Source organism: Aeromicrobium stalagmiti, assembly GCF_013283745.1.
GTDB classification, from domain to species: Bacteria; Actinomycetota; Actinomycetes; order Propionibacteriales; family Nocardioidaceae; genus Aeromicrobium; species Aeromicrobium stalagmiti.
Map to the genome: position 1 here is coordinate 985,221 of NZ_JABSTZ010000001.1, position 19,886 is coordinate 1,005,106.

The 19,886-nt window shown below is 70.4% G+C and carries 13 protein-coding genes and 1 tRNA gene; 4 read left to right on the forward strand and 10 right to left on the reverse strand.

Annotated elements, in window-relative coordinates:
• Positions 1–36 precede the first annotated feature (36 nt).
• On the forward strand, positions 37–432 hold the full coding sequence (locus HQK15_RS04800) for a tautomerase family protein (protein WP_173490255.1): 396 nt from the start codon (positions 37–39) through the stop codon (positions 430–432).
• Positions 433–468: 36 nt separating this feature from the next.
• On the opposite strand, the gene HQK15_RS04805 is transcribed toward HQK15_RS04800, so the two are convergent.
• A complete protein-coding gene (locus HQK15_RS04805) occupies positions 469–2,844 on the reverse strand; it encodes a GH92 family glycosyl hydrolase (RefSeq protein ID WP_254450670.1) in 2,376 nt (791 codons plus the stop codon).
• Between the two features lie 153 nt (positions 2,845–2,997).
• Between HQK15_RS04805 and ppc the strand changes: the two genes are divergently transcribed.
• Positions 2,998–5,823 carry a phosphoenolpyruvate carboxylase gene (gene ppc / locus HQK15_RS04810; protein ID WP_217361342.1) on the forward strand — a complete coding sequence of 942 codons (2,826 nt, stop codon included), beginning with the start codon at positions 2,998–3,000 and terminating at the stop codon, positions 5,821–5,823.
• Between the two features lie 84 nt (positions 5,824–5,907).
• Here the strand turns inward: ppc and HQK15_RS04815 are convergent, their stop codons facing one another.
• On the reverse strand, positions 5,908–7,731 hold the full coding sequence (locus HQK15_RS04815; protein ID WP_173490257.1) for a phosphoenolpyruvate carboxykinase (GTP): 1,824 nt from the start codon (positions 7,729–7,731) through the stop codon (positions 5,908–5,910).
• Between the two features lie 240 nt (positions 7,732–7,971).
• The gene (locus tag HQK15_RS04820) at positions 7,972–9,879 is read right to left on the reverse strand and encodes a hypothetical protein (RefSeq protein WP_173490258.1); all 1,908 of its coding nucleotides are present in this window, start codon (positions 9,877–9,879) and stop codon (positions 7,972–7,974) included.
• Positions 9,880–10,021: 142 nt separating this feature from the next.
• Between HQK15_RS04820 and HQK15_RS04825 the strand changes: the two genes are divergently transcribed.
• A tRNA-Arg gene (locus HQK15_RS04825) sits at positions 10,022–10,094 on the forward strand.
• A gap of 152 nt (positions 10,095–10,246) precedes the next feature.
• Here the strand turns inward: HQK15_RS04825 and HQK15_RS04830 are convergent.
• From HQK15_RS04830 to HQK15_RS04840, 3 genes are all read right to left on the reverse strand, one after another.
• Positions 10,247–12,082 carry a phosphoenolpyruvate carboxykinase (GTP) gene (locus HQK15_RS04830; protein ID WP_173490259.1) on the reverse strand — a complete coding sequence of 612 codons (1,836 nt, stop codon included), beginning with the start codon at positions 12,080–12,082 and terminating at the stop codon, positions 10,247–10,249.
• Between the two features lie 197 nt (positions 12,083–12,279).
• Positions 12,280–12,606, reverse strand: a complete 327-nt coding sequence (locus HQK15_RS04835) for an STAS domain-containing protein (protein ID WP_173490260.1) — start codon at positions 12,604–12,606, stop codon at positions 12,280–12,282.
• Complete coding sequence (locus tag HQK15_RS04840) at positions 12,603–14,870, reverse strand: SpoIIE family protein phosphatase (RefSeq protein ID WP_173490261.1); 2,268 nt, start codon at positions 14,868–14,870, stop codon at positions 12,603–12,605. The genes HQK15_RS04835 and HQK15_RS04840 overlap by 4 nt, the downstream gene beginning before the upstream one ends.
• A 122-nt stretch (positions 14,871–14,992) precedes the next feature.
• Between HQK15_RS04840 and HQK15_RS04845 the strand changes: the two genes are divergently transcribed.
• Positions 14,993–16,195: a PP2C family protein-serine/threonine phosphatase gene (locus HQK15_RS04845; protein WP_173490262.1), complete on the forward strand. Its 1,203-nt coding sequence runs from the start codon at positions 14,993–14,995 to the stop codon at positions 16,193–16,195.
• 1 nt (position 16,196) lies between these two features.
• Here the strand turns inward: HQK15_RS04845 and HQK15_RS04850 are convergent, their stop codons facing one another.
• From HQK15_RS04850 to ligD, 4 genes are all read right to left on the reverse strand, one after another.
• Complete coding sequence (locus HQK15_RS04850; protein ID WP_173490263.1) at positions 16,197–17,171, reverse strand: ATP-dependent DNA ligase; 975 nt, start codon at positions 17,169–17,171, stop codon at positions 16,197–16,199.
• A 185-nt stretch (positions 17,172–17,356) separates the two neighbouring features.
• Complete coding sequence (locus HQK15_RS04855) at positions 17,357–17,737, reverse strand: TraR/DksA family transcriptional regulator (protein WP_173490264.1); 381 nt, start codon at positions 17,735–17,737, stop codon at positions 17,357–17,359.
• A gap of 71 nt (positions 17,738–17,808) precedes the next feature.
• Positions 17,809–18,372, reverse strand: a complete 564-nt coding sequence (locus HQK15_RS04860; RefSeq protein ID WP_173490265.1) for a hypothetical protein — start codon at positions 18,370–18,372, stop codon at positions 17,809–17,811.
• 31 nt (positions 18,373–18,403) lie between these two features.
• Positions 18,404–19,786 carry a non-homologous end-joining DNA ligase gene (ligD, locus tag HQK15_RS04865; RefSeq protein ID WP_173490266.1) on the reverse strand — a complete coding sequence of 461 codons (1,383 nt, stop codon included), beginning with the start codon at positions 19,784–19,786 and terminating at the stop codon, positions 18,404–18,406.
• Between the last annotated feature and the right edge of the window lie 100 nt (positions 19,787–19,886).

Below are 19,886 nucleotides of genomic sequence, written 5' to 3' on the forward strand. Positions count from 1 at the left end.
AGTGCCGCTGACACGGCACGACGAAAGGACATCCAGATGCCTCTGGTCATGATCGACACCATCCGCGGCGCGTATGACGAGCCCCAGCTGCGCACCCTGCTGGACGTGGTGCAGGAGGCCGTGGTCGAGGCATTCGACGTGCCCGAGACAGACCGCTACCAGATCTTGACCCAGCACGAACCGTTCGAGCTCGTCGCCCTCGACACGGGGCTTGGCATCGAGCGCAGCGACCGCCTCGTCATGATCCGGCTGTCGTCGAAGGCGCGCACGCAGGAGGCCAAGGTCGCCCTGTACGCAGCGCTCGCGCGCAACCTCGGCGACCGTCTCGGCATCTCTGGAGACGACCTCGTCGTCACGATCAACGAGAACGGTGACGCGGACTGGTCGTTCGGGCACGGCACGGCCCAGTTCCTCACCGGCGACCTCGCGTAGGGGAGAGGGTTCGCCGCCGGGACCGGCCGATCAGCCCTAGCGGTCGCGGGGGACGTCGCGGGGGCTCGACCCCCACGACGTCTGCGGCTCGGGGCCGACCGAGACCGTCAGGTCGCCGCCGCGGTTGAGCACCGAGGCCGGGATCCACGAACGGGTGTGGGTCCGGCCGTCGAGCCGGGCCGACTGCACGTAGACCGCGTCGTCGGCGGCGCCGGGGGCGGTGACCGTCGTGGTCGGTCCGCCGTGGCGGTTGATCCAGGCCTTCGAGAACGTGGGGCTCGACAGCAGCATCTCGCCGCGGCTCGGGGTCTGGGGATACATGCCCAGCGCACCCCAGACGTACCAGGCCGACATCGTGCCGAGGTCGTCGTTGCCGGGCAGCCCGCGCGGGCCGGTGCCGTAGACGCGCGCCATGTAGTCGCGGACGGTGCGCTGGGTCTTCCAGGGCTGGCCGAGCGCGTTGTAGAGCCACGGGGCGTGGATGCCGGGCTCGTTGGTCGGGTCGTAGCCGTTGACGAAGAACGCGTCGAGGCGCGCGGCGGCCACCTCGTCGCCACCCATCAGCGCAGCGAGTCGGTGGACGTCGTGCTGCACCATCCACGTGTAGGTCGCCGAGCTACCCTGAGCGAAGCCGACGTCGCTGGTCGGGCTGAACGGCTCGACCCACGAGCCGTCCGCCCGCCGGGCCTGCTGATAGCCGGCCTCGGGCGTCGCCTCCGGGTTGAACGTGTTGCGCCACCACCCGGCGCGCTCGGTGAAGCGCCGGGCGTCCCGGTCGCGGCCCAGCCGCTTCGCCCACTGGGCGAGGCCGTAGTCGGCGGCGCTGTCCTCGAGGGTCTCGGCGGCACCGCCCCAGCAGTGGCAGGTGTCCTGCGGGGCGTACTGGAGCCTGAGGTACTCGGCGAGGTTGGGGCGCATGCCGGCGCACTGGCCGGGGCAGCCGTAGTCGGACAGGCCCGCGGGGTTGGGCACGGTCGCCTGCCTCGCGAGGGACGCGTATGCCGCCGCGACCTCGAAGTTGTCGACGCCGAGGGCGTTCATGCCCGCGAGGGTCGGGGCGCTCGGGTCGCCGGTCATGACCCGGGTCGGGCCGTTGACGTGCACCCAGCGGTCCCAGACGCCGCCGTTCTGACGTGACAGGTTGAGCAGCGACTGCGCGAAGTCGCCGGCGATGCGCGGCTCGAGCAGGGCGAGCAGCTGGGTGTGGGCGCGGTACTGGTCCCAGCCGGAAAAGTTGCCGTACTGTGCCCGCTGGCCGCGCTCGAGCCGGTGGACCAGGCGGTCGGCACCGAGGTAGGTCCCGGCGACGTCGCTGGTGATGTTGGGCTGCAGGAACGAGTGGTAGAGCGCGGTGTAGAACGTCGTGAGCCTGTCGCGGCTGCCGCCGGCGACCTCGATGCGGCGCAGCTGGTCGTTCCAGTCCCGGGTGCCGGCGTCGGCGACCCGGTCGACCGTGGTGCGGGGTCGCAGCTCGTCCGCGAGGTTGGCCTCGGCAGCGCGCTGGCTCGTGTAGGAGATGCCGACCCGCATCGTCACGGGGCGGTCGGTGTCGAAGCCGACGTAGCCACCCGAGCCACGTCCGGCGCGCTTGGCGCCCGTCTCGTAGCCCTCGCCGCCGCTCGCGGACGTGGTGCCGGGCCGCAGCTGGTCGTCGATCCAGGTGCCGGTGCGGACGAACGGCTGGTCGAAGTGGGCCGTGAAGTAGAGGCGGTAGTAGCTGAACTTGTTGCTGCCGCCGCCGTTGCCGCGGCGACCGCAGAATCCGCCGGTCAGCACCGATCCGGTCACGGTGCGGGCCTTCGCATCGATGCGGGTCGTGGCGTCCTCGCTGCCGTTGAGCGAGTTGGACGTGCGGAAGAGCAGGTTGGCCTGCTTGCCCTGGGGGAAGTCGAACGTGCCGACGCCGGCGCGGGTCGTCGCGGCGAAGTCGGTCTCGACGCCGTTGGCGAGCCCCAGGGCGTACCGGCCGGGCTCCGCGCGCTCGTCGTCGTGGGAGAAGTCGCTCGCGTAGGTGGCGTCCTTGGTGTCGGCCGTCGGAGACCCGGTGACCTCGCCGACGTGCGGGAAGATCGGCACGTCTCCGGCGGCGCCGGGGTGGCAGCCGGCCCCGTTGACGTGCGTGAGGGCGAAGCCGCGCAGGCGGGTCGTGTCGTACTGGTAGCCGTTGGCCGCGCCGGTGTCGGTCTGGTCGCCCTTGGTGCTGGTCGGCGACCACGAGAGCATCCCGAACGGGCGGACCGCGCCGGGATAGGTGTTGCCGCCGTTGGCGGTGCCGATCAGCGGGTCGACGTACTGCGTCAGGTTGCCGTGCGGCCGCCCGGCCGGGGGCGGTGCTGCCGCCGGATCGGCCGTCGCCGGTCGGGCGACCCCGATCGGTGCCATCAGGCCCAGCGCGAGAGCGGCGGACAGCATGCGTCGAACGTTCATCGTCTTCCCCCCAGAAGAGACCGGCGTGGTCTGCCCGCATTGTGCGCACGTCGAGATGGCGAAGGGAAGGCCCGCAGGTGAACGGCGGTGGGAGCGACCGAACATACGCCCGCAACATTCGTTCGGCAGACTGGTGCCGTGACACCACAGAGCCGATTGACCACCGAGGAGATCCTCGAGTCCGACCGTCGCCAGCCCGACGCCGCCCTGTTCGGCGGTGGGCTGTCGTCCGACACCGAGCACGCTGCGCTGCGGGCGTCCGTCCGCCAGCTCACGACGCTGCTCGGCGAGGCGCTGACCCGGCACGAGGGCGCCGACCTGCTGGCGCTCGTCGAGCAGGTGCGACGGCTCGCGCGTCAGCCCGAGGACGCCGAGCTGCACCGGGTGCTCGACGAGATCGACCCCGCCACGGCGGTCGTGCTGGCGCGGGCGTTCACGGCGTACTTCCAGCTCGTCAACACCACCGAGCAGCTGCACCGCTGGCAGGAGATCACGGCCGACGACGAGGGGCCGCTGTCGGCCACGGTCGGTCGCATCGGCGCGGCGCTCGAGGACGGGTCGCTGTCGCGCGAGCTGCTCGACGACGTGCTGGGCCGGCTGGAGTACCGCCCGGTGTTCACCGCGCACCCGACCGAGGCCAGCCGCCGCAGCGTGCTGCGGCTGCTGCGCAAGGTCGCCGAGACGATCCGCGCCATGGAGGACCCGCGCCGGGCCGCCTCGCAGGTGCAGGCCGACGACCGGCGGCTCGCCGAGCTGGTCGACCTGCTGTGGCAGACCGACGAGCTGCGCGTCGTCCGGCCCGAGCCCCAGGACGAGGCCCGTACCGCGGTCTACTACCTGCGGTCGATCGCGTCGGAGGTCGTGCCCGACCTGCTGGCCGAGCTCGACCGCCAGCTCGCCCGCATCGACGTGACGCTGCCGACGACGGCGCGTCCGCTGCGCTTCGGCACGTGGGCCGGCGGTGACCGCGACGGCAACCCCAACGTGACGCCCGCGGTGACGCTGGAGATCCTGCACCTGCAGCACACGTCGGGCCTGGCCGAGCTGGTCGGCATGGTCGACGAGATCCTCACCGAGATGACCGCGTCGACCCGCATCGTGCCGGCGACCGACGCGCTGCGCGAGAGCCTCGAGGCCGACGCCGTGGCGCTGCCGATCACGTGGGAGTCGATCCGCCGGCTCAACGCCGACGAGCCCTACCGGCTCAAGCTGAGCTTCGTCCGGGTGCGGCTGATGCGCGCCCGCGACCGTCTGGTCAACGGGACGCCGCACGAGCCCGGCCGCGACTACCTGACGTTCGACGAGCTCGTCCACGACCTGCAGCTGGTGCGCGACTCGATGCTCGCCGGTGGCGACGAGCTGACCGGTGACGGGGCGATCCTGCGGCTCATCCGCACCGCCGTGGCGTTCGGCGCCGGTCTGGCGACGATGGACGTCCGCGAGCACAGCGAGAAGCACCACGCGGCGCTCGCCGAGCTCTACGCCCGCGTCGGCGACGACACCTACGGGACGCTGGACCGTCCGGCGCGCATCGAGGTGCTGCAGCGCGAGATGGCCTCGGCCCGCCCGCTGACCGGTGTCGTCGGCGGCGGTCTGGGCGACGCGGCGACGGCGTCGCTGAGCCTGCTGACGGTGATCCGCGACGCCCTCGACGCCTACGGGCCCGAGGTCATCGAGACCTACATCGTGTCGATGACCCACGACATCGACGACCTGTTCGCGGTCGTCGTGCTGGCCCGCGAGGTCGGCCTGGTCGACCTCACCGGTGACGAGGCCACCGCCCGGATCGGCTTCGCGCCGCTGTTCGAGACCGTCGCCGAGCTCGAGGCGGCCGGTCCGCTGCTCGAGGCGCTGCTGGCCGACCCGTCGTACCGCCGCATCGTCGCCGCGCGCGGTGACGTGCAGGAGATCATGCTGGGCTACTCCGACTCGTCGAAGGACGCCGGCATCGCCGCCTCGCAGTGGCAGGTGCACCGGGCGCAGCGCGGCCTGCGCGACATCGCCCGCCAGCACGGCGTCGTGCTGCGGCTCTTCCACGGGCGCGGCGGGTCGACCGGTCGCGGGGGAGGGCCGACGGCCGAGGCGATCATGTCGCAGCCGTACGGCAGCCTCGACGGGCCCATCAAGATCACCGAGCAGGGCGAGGTCATCTCCGACAAGTACGCCCTGCCGGGCCTCGGCCGGCAGAACCTGGAGTCGGCGCTCGCCGCGGTGCTCGAGGCGTCCGTGCTGCACCGCACGTCGCTGCTGCCCGCCGACCTGCTCGACGGGTGGAACGGCACGATGGACCTCGTCGCCGAGCAGGGCAAGCAGGCCTATCGCGCGCTCGTCCGTGATGACGCGCTGGTGCCGTTCTTCGTCGCCGCGACGCCGGTCGACGAGCTGGGCAAGATGAACATCGGCTCACGGCCCGCGAAGCGTCCCGGTGGCGCGGGCGGTCTCGACGACCTGCGGGCGATCCCGTGGGTGTTCGGGTGGACCCAGTCGCGGATCATCCTGCCCGGCTGGTTCGGTGTCGGGTCGGGGCTCAAGGCCGCGTTCGACGACGGCCGTGGCGAGACGCTGCGCGAGATGTACGGCTCGTGGGCGTTCTTCCGCACGTTCGTCTCCAACGTGCAGATGACGCTGGCCAAGACCGATCTCGACATCGCCGCGGAGTACGTCCAGGCGCTGGTGCCGGACGGTGCCCGCCAGGTCTTCGACGTCATCCGGCGTGAGCACGAGCTGGCGGTGGAGCAGGTGCTGCGGGTGACCGGCGACGGCTCGCTGCTGGAGTCGGCTCCGGTGCTGCAGCGCACGCTCGAGCTGCGCGACTTCTACCTCGCGCCGCTGCACGCCCTGCAGATCTCGTTGCTCCGCGCGGTGCGGGCCGTCCCCGACGGCGAGGAGCCCGACGACGACCTGCAGCGCGCCCTGCTCCTGACGATCAACGGCATCTCCGCCGGTCTGCGCAACACCGGATAGCCCCCCCAACCCAGAAGCGGTGCACTGGCGTCCAGATCAGTGACGATCGTGGACGCCAGCGCACCGCCCTCGCGCTGGCGGGTCCTACAGGCCCAGGCGGGCCTTCAGGCCGTCGAGCTCGGTCCAGAGGACGGCCGGCAGGGTGTCGCCGAACTTCTCGAACCACTCGTTGATCTGCGGGATCTCGGCCGCCCACTCGTCGGTGTCGACGGAGAGGGCCTTGGCGAGCTGCTCCTCGGTGACGTCGAGTCCGTCGGTGTCGATCGACGACGTCGGCGGGACGAGGCCGATGGGCGTCTCGTGCGCCTCGACCTTGCCCTCGACGCGGTCGATGACGTACTTGAGGATGCGGCTGTTCTCGCCGAAGCCGGGCCACAGGAAGCCGCCGTCGTCGTCACGACGGAACCAGTTGACGTAGAAGACCTTGGGGAACTTCGACTCGTCGTTGTTCTTGGCCATGTTGATCCAGTGACCGAAGTAGTCGCCCGCGTCGTAGCCGATGAACGGCAGCATCGCCATCGGGTCGCGGCGCACGACGCCGACGGCGCCGGTCGCGGCAGCGGTGGTCTCCGACGACAGCGTCGCACCCATGAACGTGCCGTGGGTCCAGTCGCGGGCCTCGGTCACCAGGGGGATCGTCGTCTTGCGGCGGCCGCCGAACAGGATCGCGTCGAGCGGGACGCCGTTGGGGTCGTCGTACTCGTCGGCGAGCGTCGGGCACTGCTTGATCGGCGTGCAGAAGCGGCTGTTGGCGTGGCTCGAGAGCTGGTCGCTCTCGGGCGTCCAGTCGTTGCCCTTCCAGTCGGTCAGGTGGGCCGGCGGCTCGTCGGTCATGCCCTCCCACCAGATGTCGCCGTCGTCGGTCAGGGCGACGTTGGTGAACACCGAGTTGCCCTGCTCGATCGTGCGCATGGCGTTGGCGTTGGTGTCCCAGCCGGTGCCCGGCGCGACGCCGAACAGGCCGAACTCGGGGTTGACGGCGTAGAGGCGACCGTCGGCACCGACGCGGATCCACGCGATGTCGTCACCGATCGTCTCGACCTTCCAGCCCGGGATGGTCGGCTCGACCATCGCGAGGTTGGTCTTGCCGCACGCGCTCGGGAAGCCGGCGGCGATGTACTTGACGACGCCCTCGGGGTTGGTGAGCTTGAGGATCAGCATGTGCTCGGCCATCCAGCCCTCGTCGCGGCCCATGACCGAGGCGATGCGCAGCGCGTAGCACTTCTTGCCGAGCAGGGCGTTGCCGCCGTAGGAGGAGCCGTACGACCAGATCATGCGCTCCTCGGGGAACTGCACGATGTACTTGGTGTCGTTGCACGGCCACGGGACGTCGGTGGCGCCGTCGGCCAGCGGGGCGCCGAACGAGTGGAGCGCGGGGACGTAGTCGGCCTCGGTCTCCTCGATCTTGGTGAGGACGTCCTTGCCGATGCGGGCCATGACGGTCATCGACGCGACGACGTAGGCGGAGTCGGTGATCTCGACGCCGAACATCGGGTGGTCGGACTCCAGGTGACCCATGACGAACGGGATGACGTACATCGTGCGGCCCTGCATGCAGCCGTCGTACAGATCGGTCATGACCTGCTTCATCTCGTCAGGAGCCATCCAGTTGTTGGTGGGTCCTGCGTCCTTCTCGTCGACGGAGCAGATGTAGGTGCGGTCCTCGACGCGGGCGACGTCGTTGGGGTCGGACGCGCAGTAGAAGGAATTGGGCTTCTTCTCGGCGTTGAGACGCTTGAACGTGCCTGCCTCGACGAGCCTGTCGGTGATCGAGACCCACTCTTCGGGCGATCCCTCGCACCAGTAGATGTCGGCCGGCTTCGTGAGGGCGGCCACGTCGTCGACCCAGCTCTGGAGCTGGGCGTAGGACGAGCGGTAGGTGGTGCTGATGGACGTGTCTGCAGACATATGTGGACTTTTCCTTCTCGCGCATCGCGAACCAAGCGCATTGGATCGCACTCCCGGGACGGTCGGGGTCACGGGTAGCTGATGTGTGATGAATCGCCACCGACCGGCGGTGACGATTCAGCCGACTTTACGGGTGATGCCCGTGAGCGGCTATGGCGAGGCGGGTGAACATCGTCACACGTATGTCAGGAGGGAGGCACCGGACCGGCGCCTCCCTCCTGACCTGCTGTGCTGCTGCGGCTACTTGCGGTAGGACAGCTGGAGCGCGAAGTCACCACGGGTCACGGCAGATGTCGAGACCTTGTTGCGGCTGATCTTCGACGTCCCGTTGGAGTTGCGGAAGATCTGGTCGCTGACCACCGAGTCGCTGCGGACCTGGGCCTTGAGCGCGGCCAGGACCTCGGCCAGGGTGGCCGGGGTCTCGTCCTCGTAGAAGTACTCCTCGTCCTCCTCGTCGAGGCCGATCGTGAAGTCCTCCTCCGACGTCGGGTAGTAGCTCTGGCCGCCGCTGATCAGCGCCAGGCCGCTGCCCGCGGCGTACTTGTCGATCTTCTGGTCGATCCGCTTGACGGCCGGAGCGGCCACCGAGTCGGGGTTGGCGGGCGTCAGGAAGACCTGGAGCGGCAGGGTGCGTCCGCGCTGGGCGGAGAGCCTCTGGCCGTTCTTGACGGTCACCCACTTCATGACGGTCTTCTTGCCGACCTTCGTGCTCTTGCGGTACTGCACCTTGGAGATGCGCAGGGCGTTGTAGTCGGGCTTCAGCGCCGTGTTGACCGTGATCGAGTGGATCGCGACCTTCTGGTCGGAGCCGAACTGCAGGAACTCGACGTCGCTGGCGACCTCGTACGGCAGCTGCTCGGCGAGGTACTCGTTGTAGGAGATGCGCTGCGAGCGGGTGTAGCTCGCGGCCGCGCCGCCCTGGGGCGTGTAGTTGATCGTCCAGCTGACCTCGGCCTCGCCGCCGTTGGCGTACGCGTCGAGGCCGTCGAGCACGTCGTTGAACAGCTGGCTGGCCAGCACCGTGGAGACAGCGGCCGGGGTGCCGACCTTGGAGACCGCCTGGGTCGAGTCGCCGTCGAGCGTCGTGTTGGTCGTGATGGTGGTCTCGGTCGGGAACACGCCCTTGATGCCGAGGATGCCGCTGAGGCGGTCCTGCGTCAGCTTGCCGACGGGATCCTGGTCGATCGACGCGAGCTTGTAGGAGCCGAACGTGCCGTCCTCCTGGATGTAGTCGGCGTACGCCGCGTGGAACGTCTCGTTCGTCTTGTTGCCGTCGAACTCGTCGGGGTGGCCGTAGGCGAAGACCTGGTTGCCGCACACCGCGGTGATCGAGCCGACCGCCGCGAGGGCGACGTCGCCGTGCGACCACGAGGTGGCGATGTTGCCGCCGGGGACGATCGCGGCGTCCTGGTCGAGGTCGCCGTCGTACTGGGTGCCGGGGGAGAACTTCGGCGTCGCGTTGTTGAGCTTCTTGTTCAGCGCGCGTGACCTGCCGGCGAAGTCGGTCGCGGCGTCGGCGAGGCGGCTGCCGCCGACCGACACCTTCGGCAGCGTGAGCTGGCGGATGTAGCCGTACTGGGACGCGCTGTCGCTGGTGGTCGTGGTCGACTGCGCGACCTGCTTGCTGACCGCGGACGGCACGGCGACCTTGCCCGCGGCGGCGGCCGGCGAGCTCTGGATGTCGAGGACGTCCTTGGCCGGGGTGATGCCGGCGAGGTTGCTGGGGGCGCCGCTGAAGCCGTAGGAGACCGATCCGACGAGGTTGTTGTCGTCGTCATAGACGGGGGAGCCGGAGATGCCGGCCCAGATGCCGGCGTCGACGTTGACGTTGCCGTCGGCGTCGGTCTTGGTGATGCGGCTGCCCTCGAGCTTGAACAGCAGGATGTCCTTGCCGCGGCCCGCGCCGTTCTTGAGCGTGCTGACGTACTCGCCGCTGAACGACTCCGGCGTGATGCCGTGCGTCGTGGTCAGGCCGTGGACGGACTGGCCGGCGGTGAAGCCGCCGGTCCACACCGGGGTGCCGGCGCACAGGGTCGTGTCGACGTCTCCGACGGCCGTGGCTGCGGTGGTCGTTGCTGCGATTCCTGCTGCCACGAGAGCAAGAGTGGACGTGGCGCTGGCAGCGATGCGCAGCGGTCGTGATGACATGGGAGGGCCTCCCCGATAGGTGAAAGGTTGTGACCTGACACACTAGGTCCACCGGGTTCACGCGGGGGGAAGTCCAAGAATGTTGGCCGGATTTTCACCCACGGCCAGGGCACGGTAGGATCGACGAGGCCCTTCGGGGTGTGCGCCCGTAGCTCAACGGATAGAGCATCTGACTACGGATCAGAAGGTTAGGGGTTCGAATCCCTTCGGGCGCGCAAAGCAAGTCCCCCACCTGCATCGCTGCAGGTGGGGGGCTTTTTTTGTGTGCTCTGCCGAGTGGCGCAAACCGCACCGCGAGTGGCGCAGAAGTGGACGACTCGCCGTCTCAAAAACTTCTGTCTGCGCCACTCGCGGTGAGGGGGGTGGGTCAGGCGTCGGCTTCGAGGTCGGCCTTGACGCGGCGGTGCGCCTCCCAGATCTCCTCGGGCAGGTCGTGGAACTGCTCGAGGTGGGTCTGGCGGAAGCCGATCTCCTGCTGCCAGCGGGCGTTGTCGATCGTGAGGATCGTGTCGAGGTCCTCCGGAGTGATCTCCACGCCCTCGAGGTTGAGCTCCTCCTTGGTCGGGATGATGCCGACCGGGGTCGTGCGACCGGTGACCTCGCCGGCCTTGAGCTGCATGAGCCACAGCAGCGGGCGCAGGTTGTCGCGGTAGCCGGGCCACAGGAAGTGGCCGTCCTCGCCGCGCTGGAACCAGTTGACGTGCGCGAACATCGGCACCTCGGTGGCCTCGCCGATGATCTTGAGCCAGTGGGCGGCGTACGCGCCCTCCGGGTAGGACATGAACGGACGCATCGACATGGGGTCGTAGCGCAGCTGGCCGTCGACGCCCTCGGCCGCGAACGTCGCCTCGGCGCCCAGCGTCAGGCCGTCGTAGACGCCCTCGGCGAGGTCGGTGATCGCGCGGATCAGCGGCTCACGGTCGCGCGTGCGGCCGCCGAAGATGATCGCGTCGATCGGCACGCCGGCCGGGCTGTTGAAGTCGGGCGCGACGTTGGGGACGTTGGCCAGCGTCGTCGTGAACCGGCTGTTGGGGTGCGCCCACGGCGAGTCGTCGCCCTCGGTGCGCTCGGAGACGAGCTCGCCCTTCCAGTCCTGCCAGCCCGTGACGTCGGCGGGCGGCTCCTTGGTCTTGCCCTCCCACCACACCTCCTGGGTGTCGGGGTTGTAGGCGATGTTGGTGAAGATGGCGCCGGAGCCCGGGCCGATCGAGTCGAGGGCCGTCGGGTTGGTCGCCTCGTTGGTGTCCTTGGCGACGCCGAACACACCGAACTCGGGGTTCATGCCGTAGAGCTTGCCGTCCTCCGGGTCGACCCAGAGCCACGCGATGTCGTCGCCGTAGAAGTCGACGTAGTAGCGGTCGCCGAGGGCGTCGGGCGCCAGCGTCATGGCGAGGTTGGTCTTGCCCGAGGCGCTCGGGAAGCCACCGCAGATGTGGTACTTCTTGCCCGTCTCCTTGTCCGTGATGCCCAGCAGCATGAACTGCTCGGACAGGAACTTGCCCGACGCCCAGCCGTCGTACGCCGCCTGGCGCAGGCCGTGGGCGATCTTGCCGAGCAGCGCGTTGCCGCCGTAGGACGAGCCGAAGTGCAGGATCGTGCGCTCGTCGGCGACCGTCACGAAGTAGCGGGCGTCGTCGGGCGTGCCGTGACCCAGGTTCTCCAGGTCGCCGGTCACGTGGACGGCGCGCGCGAAGCTGTTGGGGTCGGCGAGGTTGTTGATGAAGTCGACGCCGACGCGGGCCATACGGATCATGTGCATGACCACGGTGCGCGAGTCGGTGAGCTCGACGCCCGCGGCGTAGGCCTCGAGGGGGGAGCCGGGAGGTGCCATCAGGTAGGGCACGACGTACATCGTCTTGCCCGCCGAGGCGCCGCGCATCTTGCCCTCGAGCAGCGGCTTCATCTCCGACGACGGACGCCAGTTGTTGTACTGGCCGGCGTCGGACGGGTTGCTGGTGGCGACGATCGTCCGCTCCTCGGAGCGTGCGGTGTCCTTGTGGAAGCTGCGCGAGTAGTAGAGCCCCTCGCCGGCGGGCAGGAGCTCTCCGGCAGCCAGCGCCTCCTCGGCCAGGCGCGGGTCGTCCGACGCGCTGATGACCTCGACCCGGTCTGCGCCGGTCAGGTCTGCCCAGTAGTGGACGTACTCACGGACGTGCGGATTGGTCAGTCCCGCCAGGTCCAGTGCTGCCTCAACATCTGCCATTGACTGCATGCCTCTCGTATCAGTGGTGCCGCGCGGGCGCGCCGTGCTGCACCGAAGGTTACGCGTGGTGCTGCGAGAACGCCCGTGTCCGTGCGATTTCTCACGTGTGACGCCGTGTGACCACGGCGTGGACGGCGGCGCCGGCCGCGATCAGGCCCAGCACCAGCGCCGTGCCGATCTGGCCGGACGGGCGCGCGTCAGGCCGTGGCGTCCTCGACGCTCCCGAAGACCTGGAAGACGTCCTCCATGCCGGTGATCGTCAGCACGCGGTGCACGGCCGGGTTGGCGCCGGCGAGGCGGAAGTCGCCCTCGTCGCGCGTCATCTGCCAGCCGCTGACGAGCGCTCCGAGGCCGGACGAGTCCATGAACTCGACGTCGGAGAGGTCGATGACGAGCTTGGACGTGGGATCGGCGCGGTCGACGATGTGGGCGCGCAGGTCGCGGGCGGTCTCGATGTCGATGTCGCCGGCCAGCGCGACGACGTGGAAGTCGCCGGCGGAGCGGTCCGAGATGGAAAGGGTCATGAGGTGGCTCCTGTCGTGCGGAGTGCGACGATCGTGAGGTCGTCGTCGAGGGTCCCGGGGACGGCCGTCAGGAGGTCGTCGATCCAGGTGTCGAGAGTGCGGGTGTGGTCGGTCGTGACGGCGGCGCGGCGGAAGCGCTCGATCGAGGTGTCGATCTCGACGCCCCGGCGCTCGACCAGGCCGTCGGTGTACATCAGCAGGACGTCTCCGGGGGCGAGCACGAGCTCGTCGGTGCGCGCCTGCCCGTGGGCCACGCCGAGCAGCGGGCGTCCCGCGGTCGGCAGCGCCTCGCAGGCGCCGTCGTGCAGCAGCAGCGGCGGCGGGTGGCCGGCGTTGGCGACCTCCACGCGTCCGGTGGTCGGGTCGACCGCGGCCACCACGACGGTGGCCGTCTGGCCCGGCAGCAGCGACTGCACGAGCACGTCGAGACGGTCGAGGCAGGCCGCAGGGGAGTGGCCGTCGATCATGTACGCCCGCAGGGCCGTGCGGACCTGCGCCATCGCGGTGGCGGCAGAGACGCCGTGGCCCGCGACGTCGCCGACGGCGAGGACGACCCGTCCGTCGGACAGCGGGAACGCGTCCCACCAGTCACCGCCGAGCTGGCTGCCCTTGGCGGGGCGGTAGCGCGAGAGCACGTCGATGCCGGCGAACTCCGGGGCCTCGTCGAGCACGACGGCGCGCTGCAGCGACTCGGCGATCGCGGTGTGCTCGTGGCTGCGCCGCAGCAGCTCGCTCGCCAGGTGCTGGCGCAGGTTCTCGACCATGCTGAGCTGCCACGCGTGCCAGGGCGCGCTCTGGCCGCGGACGACCTGCTGCCACTTCTCGAACGACTTGCGGGGGCTGAGGCGGACCGAGGGGTCCTCGGCGGCGGCGAGCGCCTTGTTGGTGGGGTCGCCGCCCCAGTCGACGGTCTTCTCGATCTCGGGGCGCAGCCACATCATCCAGCGGTCGGGGCCGTTGCCGATGTGCACGGCACCCGCGGCCACGTGAGCCGCGTCCGCGAGCTCGGGAGCGAGGCCGGCGAGGTGGCTCGTCGACGTGACGTGGCCGTCGGCCGAGCCGAGGTGGCGGGCGATGACGTGCAGGGTGGACTCGTCGGGCACGTCGCCCACGGTCAGCAGGCGGCCGTCGACCCACAGGGCGGCGCCCCGGGCGTCGATCAGGTCGAGCAGCCCGGGGTGGGCGAACAGCGCGTCGTAGACGGGCCGCGGGTCGGCCGCGAGTGCCGCGGTGAGGCGGGCCAGCACGACGCTGGCCCGCAGCTCGTCGGTGTGGCTGTCGGCGCGCTCGCGGTCGTCGATGAGCTGGGACGCGGTCTGGCCGAGGAACTCCGCGGCGGAGCGGGCATCGAACGGCACCCGGAGCGGTCCGGAGTAGTGGTGGCAGGCCACGAGGCCCCAGAGCAGCCCGTCCTTGACCATCGACACCGACATCGACGCCGAGACGCCCATGTTGGACAGGTACTCGACGTGGATCGGCGAGACGCTGCGCAGCACCGAGTGCGACAGGTCGAGCGGCGCCCCGGTGGACGGGTCGAGCACGGGGTCGAGCGCGACGGGCTCGTAGAGGACGTCGGCGATGAGCCGGGTCCAGTTGACGGTGTAGAGCCGGCGCGCCTGGGCCGGGATGTCGGTCGCCGGGTAGTGCAGCCCCAGGAACGGGTTGAGGTCGTCGCGCCGTTCCTCGGCGACGACCTCGCCGTTCCAGGCCTCGTCGAAGCGATAGACCATGACCCGGTCGAACCCGGTGATCCGGCGGATCTCCCGGGCGAGCTGCTGGCACAGCTCGGCGGTCGTCGACGACTCGGTCAGGCGGGTCACGGCCGCTCGGGCCGACCGGTACGAGACGGTCTGCGAGGTCTGGGGCGCGGCGACCGGCTCGAGCTCGACGACGGTGCGGCTGCCCGAGCGGTGGACGATCAGGTCGACCTCGGCGGCGCCGAGCTGGCCGAGGTTGGGCGCGATGGTGACCGGGATGGGTGCCGAGAGGTCGCCGTTGGCCAGGGCCTGGGCGATCGCGGTGGCCGGTCCGGCCCCCAGCACCTCGCGGACGTCGAGGCCGAGCAGGTCGCGCGTCGGTCGGCCGATCAGCTGGGCGGTGTTGCGCGAGGCCATCACGATGCGGCGCTGCTCGTCGAGCGCGAGGAGCAGCCCGTGCGGCTGGATGGCGCCGGGAATGTGGATCGGCTCCTGCTCACAGTTGGTGAGATCGGGAGCCGAGTAGGCCGGGGTGTGGTCGAGTCGACCGAGGGCGTCGGAGGTCAAGGCGCAACTTTCTACAGGTGTCACCGCCTGGCTGCACAACCGGTGGTCGTCAGCATATCCACTCGGCGAGCCGCCTGCTGAGAGCGATCGAGTCTGAGCGCCGACTCCGTTATGGTTCGGGCATGGACGTCACGCACGAAGACTTCTTCGACGAGGCCCCGTGCGGATGTGTCGAGCTCGACGCCGACGGTGTCGTCATCGCCGCCAACCGCCGATTCCTGGCGCTGGTCGACCGTTCGTCCGCCGACGTCGTGGGCTCGTCGTCGTTCGCCACCCTCGTGGCGGCCGCCGACCGGAGCCGGCTCGAGGCGCTCCTGCGACAGGACGAGCAGGCCGGCGGCGAGACGACCGGGACCGCCGTGTCGCTGGTGCGCCCCGACGGCAGCCTCGTCCGGGTGCTGCTGAGCGCCAGCTGCCGCACCGTCGGCGGCGCTGTCACGACGCGGGTCGTCGTCCTGCCCTCCGGCAGCGAGCAGGCGCCCGCCGAGGAGCACACCGCCTCGCTGGTCAAGGCCCTGCAGCGCACCTTCGTGCCGGCGATGGTCACCGACGTCCCGGGTCTCGAGGTCGCAGGCGCCCATCGTCCGGCCGGTGACGGCACCGAGATCGGCGGCGACTTCTACGACGTCTTCCAGATCCGCTCCGGCGAGTGGGTCGTCGTGGTCGGTGACGTCTCCGGCAAGGGCGTCGAGGCCGCGGTGCTGACGACGTACGTCCGTCACGCCGTGCGGGCCCTTGCCGTCCAGAACGACTCGCCCGCCGGGGTCCTGAGGGCCCTCAACACCCTGCTGCTCGCGCACGGCAGTGAACGGTTCTGCACCGTCGCGATCCTGCGGCTGCTCAAGGAGGACGACCACTGGCTGGCGACCGTCAGCTCCGGCGGACATCCGTTGCCGCTGCTCGTCGCCTCCGAGGGAGCCGTCGCCGAGGTCGGCACCCCCGGCTCGCTCATCGGCATGCTGTCGACGGTGCAGCTCGACGACGGCCGAACCACGATCGGCCCGGGGGACCGGGTCGTCCTCTACACCGACGGCGTCACCGAGGCCAGGCGCGACTCCGAGCCCTTCGGCATCGACCGGCTCATGTCACTCACGTCCGGCGACGCGTTGTCGGCAGACGAGACGACGGCCGCGGTGCTCGACCGGGTCCTGGAGTTCCAGGACGGCCAGGCCCGCGACGACATCGCGATCGTGACGGTTCGGGTGCTCGAGCCCGCAGAGGCCGAAGCAGGCGGGGCAGGGCAGGCGCCGACCGCTCCGCTCGACGCCGAGGCCAGGAACCGTGCCCTGATCGCCCTCCAGCAGGCCGAGTCAGACGCGGAGTGACTCAGCTGCGACCGGTCTCGGTCGCCAGCAGCTCGGGTCGCACGCGCACGAGCGCCAGGGGCTGGTGCCACGGGTCGTCCAGCGACGAGTCGATCGCGATCTCGACGACGGTGCCGGGATGCACGAGGTGGACGGTCTCGCGCTCCTGCGCAGGCCAGCCGGGGACGTCGCCCGGAGCGAGGTCCGACCACGGGTGGTCGTCGTGCGGGCGTTCCAGGTGGGCGCCCAGGCGCCGGCTCTGCGGGAGGGTGAGCTCGGTCGTGCAGCCGACGATCTCGACGGTGCCGTCGGCGCCGGCCCGACCGAGGACGAGACGACACGGCGCACGCAACGACCCGGTGACGGCGCCGACGACGCAGGTCACGGCGTCGCGGATGCGGAGCGTCGACCAGCCTCGCTCGCCCGACTCGTACGTCGTGGCGAGGCCCTTGGCGACGACTCCCTCGACGCCGACGTGCGCCTCGGCATAGCTGACCATCCACTGGCTCGCCTCGTGGAAGTCGCGCGTCTGCGGCACGACGTGCAACGGAGCGGGGAGGTCGTCCATCAGGATCGTGAGGGCCTGGCGTCGCACCCGGAACGGGCTGTTGCGCATGTCCATGCCCGCGCCGGCCAGCACGTCGAACGCGATCAACGACGCGGGGTGTGACGCCATCAGGTCGTCGGGGACGTCGCCGTCGAGCCGGCGCTGCAGCTCGGTCGCGTCAGACGCGTCGTCGCCCCACACGACGATCTCGCCGTCGAGCACGACGCCTGACGGCAGGCACTCGATCGCCGCCGAGACGATGTCGGGGAACGACGCGGTGATGTCGCGGCCGTGCCGTGACTGGATGCGGCACCAGCCGTCCTGGACGAAGACCAAGGCCCGATAGCCGTCGAACTTCGGCTCGTAGACCGTGCCACCCGGCAGGGCGTCCTCGTCGGGGAGGGCGTGCACCGTCCGCGCGAGCATCGGCTCCTGCGGATACGGCAACACGGAGAACTCCACTTCCTGGGCCCGATCGGAGAAAGACTGTCGTCGAGGAGTCTGCCACCGTTGACGGGAGTGGTGATGGTTCGTCCTGATCTGGCGTGGCTGCGTCAGCTTCACGGTATCCCCTCTCACTGCAGGAGGAGTACCCAACAGTCCGCGGCGCAACCCGTCAGTCGGGTCGGGTCACCTCAGTGGGCGCAGGTCATGCACAGGGTCGCGCGTGGGAACGCCTCCAGCCGGGGCCGGGCGATCTCGCCGGAGCACGACTCGCAGACGCCGTAGAGACCGGCCGACAGGCGGTCGAGCACGTGCTGGGTCTGGGCCAGGATCGCGGCGACGTTCTCGGCCTGCACGGCGTCCTGCAGCAGCTCGGAGCGCTGCGACGCGAGGTCGAGCTCGTCGTGGAGGACGTCGAGCGTCGAGGCCGAGGCGGCGGCACCGAGGTCGCTGTCGACGACCATGAGCTCGGCCTGCAGGCGGGTGACGGCGGTCTCGAGCCCTTCGCGGACGGCGTCCAGCTCGGCGGCGGACCAGGCGGACGGGGCGGTGCGTTGCAGCTCGGCAGTCATGAGACACCTCGGGGTCGGGCGGAGAAAGGTGAAGTGCCTTTACCCCGCCCGACCCCGGGCAATCGTGCGCGTCAGGACTTTTTCGTCGGCGCCTTCTCGGCGGCCGCCGCCGCCTCGTCGAGCACGTCGGCAGCCGTCGGCACGTCGGTGGGCGCCGGGGCGGCCTCCGGTGCGGGCGGGGCGGCAGCGGCGGGCGCCGGTGCCGGTGCCGGCGGCGGGGTCGGCGGCACGTACGCGGCCGGTGCATCGTCCTTGCGCTTGAGCACCGCGAAGGCGGCCGCTCCGGCACCGGTCAGGACGCCGACGGCGGCGATCCGGCGCAGGCGCTTGCGCTTGGGCTTGACCTTCTCGGGCAGCTTCTCCTGGACGTTGTCGGGGAGACGGTCGAACAGGTCGTCGCGCAGGTCGAGCAGCTGGTCCTTGTCGGGCAGCGCCGCGACGATCTGGTCACGGACCACGGGGGCCCGGTCGGCGACGTGCTGGCGCAGCCCACCGGCCTGCTCCACGATCTGGTCGCGCACGCCCGGGGCGCGCTCGACGACCTGCTTGCGCAGCTCGTCGGTCTGCTCCACGAGGTCGCTCAGCTGAGTCTCGAGCTTGTCGCGCAGCGTCTTCTTCTTGAAAGGCCTGGCCATGTGCTTGCTCCTCTTCATCGGTCGTGCCTGCTCAGGTGATCTTCATCCGGTGGATGAGCCACTGGTTCTTGTTGGTGTGGATCAGTGCGTACTTGCGGCGGCCGCCGAGCCCGCCCTTCTTCGTGCCGGTGAGCGTGGCGATGATCTCTCGACCCTTCCACTTCTCGAGCTCGTACGTGCCGTGGTCCCAGATGGTGACCCTGCCACCTCCATACTCCCCCTTCGGGATGGTGCCCTCGAAGGAGCCGTAGGAGAGGGGGTGGTCCTCGGTCTGCACCGCAAGATGATTCTTCGCCGTGGTGGTCGGGACGCCCTTGGGCAGGGCCCACGAGACCAGCACGCCGTCGTGCTCGAGCCGGAAGTCCCAGTGCAGGCTGCTCGCGTGGTGCTCCTGGATCACAAAGGAGCGACCGTCCGACGGCTCGGGCGCGTCGTCCGGCACCGGCTCGGGGGTCTTGGCGCCGTCGCGCTTGGACCGGTAGGTCGCGAGCCGGTCTCCGGCACCGTCGGCCGGCTCGGCCGCGTGGTCGGCGAGATCGGCCATCGGGTCCTTGCGCCGCTTCATGCGCGCCAGCACCTCGTCGAGCGTCAGGTGCGTCAGGTCGTCGTTCATCTCCCGCCACGTGCGGGGGACGGCGACGCGTGGCTCGACGGTGCCGCGCAGCGAGTAGGGGGCGACGGTCGTCTTGCTGCCGTTGTTCTGGCTCCAGTCGACGAGCACCTTGCCGTGGCGCTCGCTCTTGCGCATCGAGCTGACGACGAGGTCGGGCAGCTCGGACTCCAGCGCCTGCGCGACCTGCTTGGCGAAGGCGTTGATGTAGTCGGAGTCGTGCGAGCCGTCCAGCGGGGCGTAGAGGTGGATGCCCTTGCTGCCGCTGGTGACGGGGCAGGTCGTCAGGCCGAGGTCGCCGAGCAGCTTCTTGGCCCGCTTGGCGACGGCGACGCACTCGGGCAGGCCCGTGCCGGGCCCCGGGTCGAGGTCGAGCACGAAGCGGTCGGGGTGCTGCGGTGTGCCGTGCCGGTCGACGCGCCACTGCGGCACGTGCAGCTCGAGCGCCGCCACCTGACCCGCCCATGCGAGCGCCGCGGCGTCGTCGAAGACCGGGTAGGTGTTGGCGTGGTCGCGGTGCTTGATCTCGACCCGTCGGATCCAGGACGGCGCCGAGTCGGGCAGGTTCTTCTCGAAGAACACGTCGCCCGGTGTGCGGGCCGTGCCGACGCCGTCGACCCAGCGCTTGCGGGTCACGATGCGGCCGGCCACGTGCGGGAGCAGGTAGGGCGCGATCTGCTGGTAGTAGGCGATGACGTCGGCCTTGGTGGTGCCGGTCGACGGGTAGAGCACCTTGTCGGGGTGCGTCAGGCGCAGGCGGTGCCCGGAGACCGACACGGTGTCGGGGGCGCTGCTGCGGGCCATGGAGTCCTCTCGCCGCCGGGGACGTCCCGGATCGCGTGGGAGCGTCGTACCCGTCGCGAGGTCACCGAAACCCGGGTCGCCGAGGCAATCGCGAGGTGAA

Coding starts and splice junctions, on each gene's coding strand:
- HQK15_RS04800 (WP_173490255.1), top strand. CDS start 37: ATGCCTCTGGTCATGATCGACACCATCCGCGGCGCGTATGACGAGCCC.
- HQK15_RS04830 (WP_173490259.1), bottom strand. CDS start 12,082: ATGGCAGATGTTGAGGCAGCACTGGACCTGGCGGGACTGACCAATCCG.
- HQK15_RS04855 (WP_173490264.1), bottom strand. CDS start 17,737: ATGACTGCCGAGCTGCAACGCACCGCCCCGTCCGCCTGGTCCGCCGCC.
- HQK15_RS04820 (WP_173490258.1), bottom strand. CDS start 9,879: ATGTCATCACGACCGCTGCGCATCGCTGCCAGCGCCACGTCCACTCTT.
- HQK15_RS04805 (WP_254450670.1), bottom strand. CDS start 2,844: ATGCTGTCCGCCGCTCTCGCGCTGGGCCTGATGGCACCGATCGGGGTC.
- HQK15_RS04815 (WP_173490257.1), bottom strand. CDS start 7,731: ATGTCTGCAGACACGTCCATCAGCACCACCTACCGCTCGTCCTACGCC.
- HQK15_RS04845 (WP_173490262.1), top strand. CDS start 14,993: ATGGACGTCACGCACGAAGACTTCTTCGACGAGGCCCCGTGCGGATGT.
- HQK15_RS04860 (WP_173490265.1), bottom strand. CDS start 18,372: ATGGCCAGGCCTTTCAAGAAGAAGACGCTGCGCGACAAGCTCGAGACT.
- ligD (WP_173490266.1), bottom strand. CDS start 19,786: ATGGCCCGCAGCAGCGCCCCCGACACCGTGTCGGTCTCCGGGCACCGC.
- HQK15_RS04835 (WP_173490260.1), bottom strand. CDS start 12,606: ATGACCCTTTCCATCTCGGACCGCTCCGCCGGCGACTTCCACGTCGTC.